The following is a 6,342-nucleotide window of genomic DNA, read 5'->3' on the forward strand; positions in this document are numbered from 1 at the left end:
CGGGACGAACGCGCTGAGCTGGCTCCAGAACATCAGTTGTTCTCATTCGGTTGGGCGAGGGGTGTCAAATTTCGTGAGAAATTGACGTTCACCCGGGTGAACGTCAATTTCTCACGAAATTGCGCCGCCCTCGGGTGATCGCAGGCGGGGTGGCCGCAGACTGCGGGCCCCCCGGCCGCCGAGGCCGCCTGCGGCGATGTCGCCTCCGGGGCCACCGCCTGCGGGCCGGAGGCTGGAACTGCACCCGAGGAGTCCGCCAGACGGGCCTACTCCTCGCGCTCCCCGGCCGGCGCCGGAGCACCGGGGATTGGGCAAGGCCAAGCGCCGGGCCACCGACAAAAGCACGCCTGGCGGCACCCGCAAGCCGGGCAACCGGAAGGCGGCCGGCACGAGGACCCCGGCCCAGCCGGGCAGTCCCCGAGCGCAAGACGGCCAGCCAGATCGGCAAGCGCAAGACAACCGGCAAGACCGCTCACGCGGCCTGAGCGCGTCACCGAGCGGCCGGGGTGGCAGTGCGCCCCCGGCCCGCCCTGGTGTCCGTACTCGGCCTGCGGTCCTTCGATGACCAGCTGCGTTGTTCCGTTGCTCTCGGCAATCCGGCGGCCCACTCATAGATAGGTGGTGACTTAACCGGCTAAGTTGCTATTGCAGGGTTCCGCAGGCTGTTACATGCGTTCTGGTGCGCTGATGCCGAGCAGGCCGAGCCCGTGTTGCAGTGTGCGTGCCGTGAGTTGACAGAGAGCGAGTCGGTTGCTGCGGATGCGTTCTTCGGCGCCCAGGACGTGGCAGGCTTCGTAGAAGTTGGTGAAGTCGCGGGCGAGGTCGTAGAGGTATCCGCAGAGCTTGTGCGGTTCCAGGGTCTCGCTGACGTCGGTAAGGGCCGTGCTGTAGGCGTCGAGTTCGAGCGCCAGCGCGCGTTCGGCTGGCTGAAGTTCGACGGTCGGGTCGATCGAGACCTCCGGGTCTCCGGCCTTCCGCAGGATCGAGCGGATGCGGGTGTGTGCGTACTGGAGGTAGACGCCGGTGTTGCCGTTGAACGACACCATGCGGTCGAGGTCGAAGGCGTAATCCTTGATTCGTGAACTGGACAGGTCGGCGTACTTGACGGCGCCGATGCCCGCCTGCTCGGCGATCTGGTCCAGTTCCTCGGCAGCCAGGTCGGGGTCTTTTTCGTGAACGACGGCGCGAGCGCGTGCCACGGCGTCGTCGAGGAGATCCATCAGGCGCACAGTGCCGCCGGAGCGGGTCTTGAACGGGCGTCCGTCCGGCCCGAGAACGGTGCCGTAGGGCACGTGTGCGGCATCGACGCTGTCGGTGAGCCAGCCCGCGCGATGGGCGGCTTCGAAGATCATTTGGAAGTGCAGGGCTTGGCGGGAGTCGGTGACGTACAGCAGGCGGTTGGCCTTGAGGTCGTGGATGCGGTAGCGGATGGTGGCGAGGTCTGTGGTGTCGTAGCCGTAGCCGCCGTCACGTTTGCGCACCATCAGGGGGGCGGGATTGCCGTCCGGGCCGGTGACCTCTTCGGAGAAGATCACTATTGCGTCAGCGCTTTCGACGGCGATGCCCGCCTCGGTCAGTTCGGTGACCACATCGCCGAGCAGGTGGTTGTAGAACGACTCGCCGACCGAGTCTTCGGGGGTGAGCAGTACGCCGAGCCGGTCGTAGATGTCGCGGAAGGCTTTTTGGGACTCGGCGACGATTTCTTTCCAGCGCGTGATGGTGTCGGGGTCGCCGGATTGCAGGGCGACTACACGTTGACGTGAGCGGTCGGCGAAGTCGGAGTCGGCGTCGAACAATGCGCGTGCAGCACGGTACAGCCCGTCGAGCGCGGAGACGGCCGACGTGCCCGCTTCAAGTTCGTCGTGGTGCCAAGTGCTTTCCGGGTGCTCGTTGAGGTACTGGATGAGCATCCCGAACTGGGTGCCCCAGTCGCCGAGGTGGTTTTGGCGGATGACTTCAGAGCCAAGAAAACCGAGGACACGTGCGAGGCTGTCGCCGATGATCGTGGTGCGCAGGTGTCCGACGTGCATTTCCTTGGCAATGTTGGGCGCGGAGTAGTCGATGACGGTCCGCTGGCCCTCGTTGGGCGTTCCGACTCCGAGGCGGGGGCTGGCCAGGCGTGCGGCGGCCTGGTTCCAGATGAGCTGATCGGGCACGGTGATGTTGAGGAACCCAGGACCGGATATCTCAACCGGTGTGACCGGCCCGCGGTCGCCGGCCAGGGCCGTTGCGAGGGCGTCGGCGAGTTCGGCGGGCTTGGTATGGGCAAGTTTGGCCAGGGCGAGGGCTGCGTTCGACTGGAAATCGGCGTGCTCGGATCGGCGGACGAGCGGATCGGCTCCGGCCAGCCCGGGACGGACATGGGCGATCGCCTGGGACACGCTGTCGGCGACCTGGCCGACCAGCGGCAGCACCTCGTGGTTCGTCACTGAATACACCCTCCTTTTCAAAGGGCATTGTCCCGCGCCGCAGCATTCAGCTCGCACGCAGCCCGACGCTGTCTGATCGCGGCTCGACACTCACCGTGATCAGGCTCGAAGCGGCGGCTGTCAACCTGCCGGAGAATGCCGTCTCGCGCTAGTTGGACGAGCCCGCGACGGCGCGTGGTGCACGTTGGCCATGCGGTCCGCCAGCTCGGCCACCTCCGCGATCCCGGCGAGGTTACCGAGCCGCTCCAGCCGCTCCAGCCGCTCGGACTCCAGCTGAAGCACTCATGGAAATCAGACCTTCGATTTCAGTTGGAAATGGGCTATGAAGCTTCAGGCCCTTTCCTCAAGATCTGCCACCTGATAGCCAGAATCAAAATAATCACCCCAATCGACCTGTACGCACTGTAACGGCTGATGTGAACAAGCGTCGTGATATGGGCAAGCCGCACAGTGTCCGTGCCAGGGCGTGTGCAAGGTTGACCTGTCCGGTTTAGGTAGTTTCGGATAGGGAGGTGGGTGGCAGGTTGGCCAGGTGGGTGGCAGGTTGGCCAGGTGGTGGACCGTTTCGATACCGGCGGCTTTGCCGTTCGGGCGGCGCCAGCGCCATATTCGGATGCCCGGCCGGGCCCCGAGCAGATCGGTTCGCAGGTTTCCGTCCAGAACAAGGACCTTCCAGGCTGCGGGTCCTGGCACGTCCGTGCCCGCCCACGATTTCCATTGAAATTGCGGAGGTTGTCCACAGGCATCGGCGTGTCGGGGTGCGACACGCCGACGGTCCGCAAGTTCCATTGAAATCGAAGGTTCGATTTCAATGGAACTTGCGGGTTCTCTCCGCCTAGGCGGACTCGATGAACGTCTTCGCGCCGGCGGTCACCGCCAGCACCGCCAGGGCCGGCAGCAACGGCAACCCATACAGGAGATTCCCCGCCCACCGCCTCCAGAGCCCGCCAGAGACCGTCCACACGACCCCGCAAGGACTCGACTGTGACGGTGGGCCGGTCAAGCACAACCCGAATCAGGGAAGCCAAGAACACAAGAGCGCGGCTCCTGGATAGACCGTCACGGCTTGGACAACCCGATGATCTCCCACCCGAAACCGCGCCCTCGTCTCGCATCCCACCTGGACAGAAACCCGCCGCAGCCCTCAGATCAACCTTGCACACGCCCTGGTGTCCGTGCTGTGGCGGCGGCGGACACGATGCCCCGCACCAGGGGGTGCGGGGCATCGTACAGGTGGCGGGGTCGCGACTAAGATCGGCTTCTCGTTTGTTCCCATTGTCGGCTCATGGTCTCAGTGACGAGATATTTTTTCATGTGTCTGGCAAGAAGATCCGCCAAAGCTTCCATTTCTTTCACGTCTTGTCGGCGGACCGGCAGACATATGCGGGATGTATGGTCAATCGGCGAGTCTTCGGCATTTCTGAATTGCTCGGCATGTGACGCCTTGAGGATTCCGAGCTCGTATCCCAGAATCACCGCACCGACACGGTTGCGTAGGTTAAACTTGCGGTAGATACTACCCAGTCGGGACTTTACGGTATCTTTCGAGATGTACAACCGCATTGCAATTTCATTGTCGGTAAGTTCGCAGGCGATGCAATATATGACGTCCCTCTCTCCCTTGGTGAGATTTATCAACTCGTCTGTGCTGAATCTTTGCGGTGACGTTCTCACTACATTAAAACCGTTCGTACTAGTTTGAAAATGAGGGAATCACGTGGATGCGGCCGGTTGGCGTGACAGGCCCAATGAACGCCAACCGGCCGCGAACGGACCATGCCGGGCCGGGGGGCGTACCGCGTCGTTGCGGTTGACCGGCACGGGCCGTGTCTGGGGTTAAGCGATGCGCCTGTGGCGTCCGCCGATCACCTTGGCCGGTGACTCTTCCCGCAATGCCTCTTTAAGGCAGTCGGGACACGCTCTCGCGGCCGGGGGCGTGTTGGATTTGCCCATGTTGAGCCCGCATCGCGATATCGCGATGGTTCCGGGCTTGCGTTCGTGTGCGAACCCGAGATGGTCAGTCCAGACCACCCGGACCCCTGGCGGTCCGGGGTCCCCTTCTGTCACGGGCGCTGGTGCGAATAAAGACGCCGCGGTCACTTCGTGCCCCCAGTGGTGCTCTTGGTGTCCAGGTAGCCCTTTACGGCTCCCGCGACGATCTCAAGGCCGTGGGCAAGGTCGTACAGCTGTATATCTACGCAGCGGTTGTGAATGAGGTTGTCGCAGGCATCCCTGATCGCGTGCTCGGCCTGCCGGAGCAGCAGCGTCAGATGTGACTGTGACGAGTAGCGCCGGACGGGCGCAGGCTGGTTGCACGACACCAGTTCTTCAGCGGCATCGGCATCCGTGTCGGACTCCGGCGTTCCGTTCGCCCCTCCTGACATGATGCCTCCTAGCTTCGTACGGGTACTGTAGTACATGTACTAAGACGCAGACTATCTCAGTACGGGTACTGATGTGGGTAGCCCTTTCGGGGGAACTGGCTCGTATCCGTACTTCGCTTAAAGTGAGCACATGACCTTGCGACGATTGATGTTGGGCAGGAGCCTTGAACAGTGGCGAGAGAACGCGGGCATGTCTCGCGAAGCTGTCGCCGCTGAGCTGGGGTGCACGCCCGGCCGGGTGCGGCACTTGGAGAGTGGCCGCAACGTCCCCACTCGTCCTGATCTGATCGTGATGTGCTCGCTGTACGGCGTGCCCGAGGATGAACGCGCCGCTCTGCTGGAGACACGCTCAGAGGCGCAGAAGTCGGGTTGGTGGCAGACGTACCGTCTGCCGAAGTGGCTAGCGAGCTACGTCACGTTGGAAACGGACGCAACCAGGGTGCGCAACTGGGAAGGTGAGTTGATCCCTGGTCTGCTTCAGACGGAGCAGTACGCCCGGCGGGTTGCCACCCTTGGTGATCTCAACGCCACGCCAGCGGAGGTCAGCAAGCGTGTAGAGGCTCGTATGCGTCGGCAGGAGCGGCTGACCGCAGACGGTCAGCCGTTGGAGCTGGTAGCGCTGATGTCGGAGGCGGCGGTTCAGCGGTGCGCCGCCGATCCGGCGGTTGCTCACGATCAGCTTTCGCACCTGATCAAGATCGGTCAGAGTCCGAACGTCTCAATCCGCGTGATCCCGATCAATGTCGGCATCCACCAAGCTATGGGCGGCGGTTTCGCGCTGCTGGACTTCCCTCCCGACACTTGGCCGGAGACCGGCCACCAGGAGTACAACGTTGGTGGTCACCTGGTAGACGACCCCGATGCGTTGGCCGCGCTCGGTAGGCTGTTCGATGCACTGCAAGAGCGGGCACTGACTCAGGCTGACAGTGCCCGCTTGATCTCGCAGTACATCGGTTGAAGTGAAAGCGAGCGAACATGGATCTCACCCACGCCCACTGGCGCAAGTCTAGCCGCAGCACGGCGCAAGGTCAGTGCGTTGAAGTTGCGACCAACCTACTGGGTGTCGCTGCCATCCGAGACAGCAAGAATCCGGCTGGTGAGCCGCTTGTGATGGAGCCCGGCAAGCTTGCCGCGTTCGTCGGGTCCGTGAAGGCTGGTCGATTCGACCACTGAGCGAATACAGCGGTGTCCCCTGGTACGACGTACCGGGGGCACCGCTGTGTCTGTGGGTCAGGTCTCGGCGGCACCCTCAGCACAAGGAAATGAACTTCGTCCTCCGCTGTCTGCCGCATGAATTCCCGCACGGCAGCCTCCTGGAATCGTTTACTCGCCGCACCACGCACAACCCGCCGCAACACACCAGAGTGCAGCATGCCTTTCGCGGCACGGTGGTGGTCGGCGATCTTCTTCAGCGACTCCGTGGCCGCCTCAGGACCAGGGTCAGGAATCAGATCCCGAGCCCCGCACCATGGCCTTCGCAACGTCATTGCCGAGCAGTACCTGAACAACGATGTAGTTGACCGAAGCCT

At 63.2% G+C, this 6,342-nt stretch carries 6 protein-coding genes; 2 read left to right on the forward strand and 4 right to left on the reverse strand.

Annotation, left to right across the window (positions count from 1 at the left end; genetic code table 11):
* Positions 1 to 665: 665 nt before the first annotated feature.
* The 4 genes from argS to ACRXBZ_RS05525 all read right to left on the reverse strand — a co-directional run bounded on the left by argS (position 666) and on the right by ACRXBZ_RS05525 (position 4,813).
* Positions 666 to 2,429, reverse strand: coding sequence for an arginine--tRNA ligase (argS, locus tag ACRXBZ_RS05510; protein ID WP_433878096.1), 1,764 nt, complete (start codon positions 2,427 to 2,429; stop codon positions 666 to 668).
* Between the two features lie 120 nt (positions 2,430 to 2,549).
* The gene (locus ACRXBZ_RS05515; protein ID WP_433878097.1) at positions 2,550 to 2,711 is read right to left on the reverse strand and encodes a hypothetical protein; all 162 of its coding nucleotides are present in this window, start codon (positions 2,709 to 2,711) and stop codon (positions 2,550 to 2,552) included.
* A 966-nt stretch (positions 2,712 to 3,677) separates the two neighbouring features.
* On the reverse strand, positions 3,678 to 4,103 hold the full coding sequence (locus ACRXBZ_RS05520) for a response regulator transcription factor (protein WP_433878098.1): 426 nt from the start codon (positions 4,101 to 4,103) through the stop codon (positions 3,678 to 3,680).
* Positions 4,104 to 4,525: 422 nt separating this feature from the next.
* Positions 4,526 to 4,813: a hypothetical protein gene (locus ACRXBZ_RS05525; protein WP_433878099.1), complete on the reverse strand. Its 288-nt coding sequence runs from the start codon at positions 4,811 to 4,813 to the stop codon at positions 4,526 to 4,528.
* Between the two features lie 148 nt (positions 4,814 to 4,961).
* Here ACRXBZ_RS05525 and ACRXBZ_RS05530 point away from each other — a divergent pair, with 148 nt between their 5' ends.
* Positions 4,962 to 5,771: a helix-turn-helix domain-containing protein gene (locus tag ACRXBZ_RS05530; RefSeq protein WP_433883803.1), complete on the forward strand. Its 810-nt coding sequence runs from the start codon at positions 4,962 to 4,964 to the stop codon at positions 5,769 to 5,771.
* A gap of 17 nt (positions 5,772 to 5,788) precedes the next feature.
* Positions 5,789 to 5,986 carry a DUF397 domain-containing protein gene (locus ACRXBZ_RS05535; protein ID WP_433878100.1) on the forward strand — a complete coding sequence of 66 codons (198 nt, stop codon included), beginning with the start codon at positions 5,789 to 5,791 and terminating at the stop codon, positions 5,984 to 5,986.
* Positions 5,987 to 6,342: the final 356 nt, after the last annotated feature.

The organism is Saccharopolyspora hattusasensis (assembly GCF_050972075.1).
Classification (GTDB): domain Bacteria; phylum Actinomycetota; class Actinomycetes; order Mycobacteriales; family Pseudonocardiaceae; genus Saccharopolyspora; species Saccharopolyspora hattusasensis.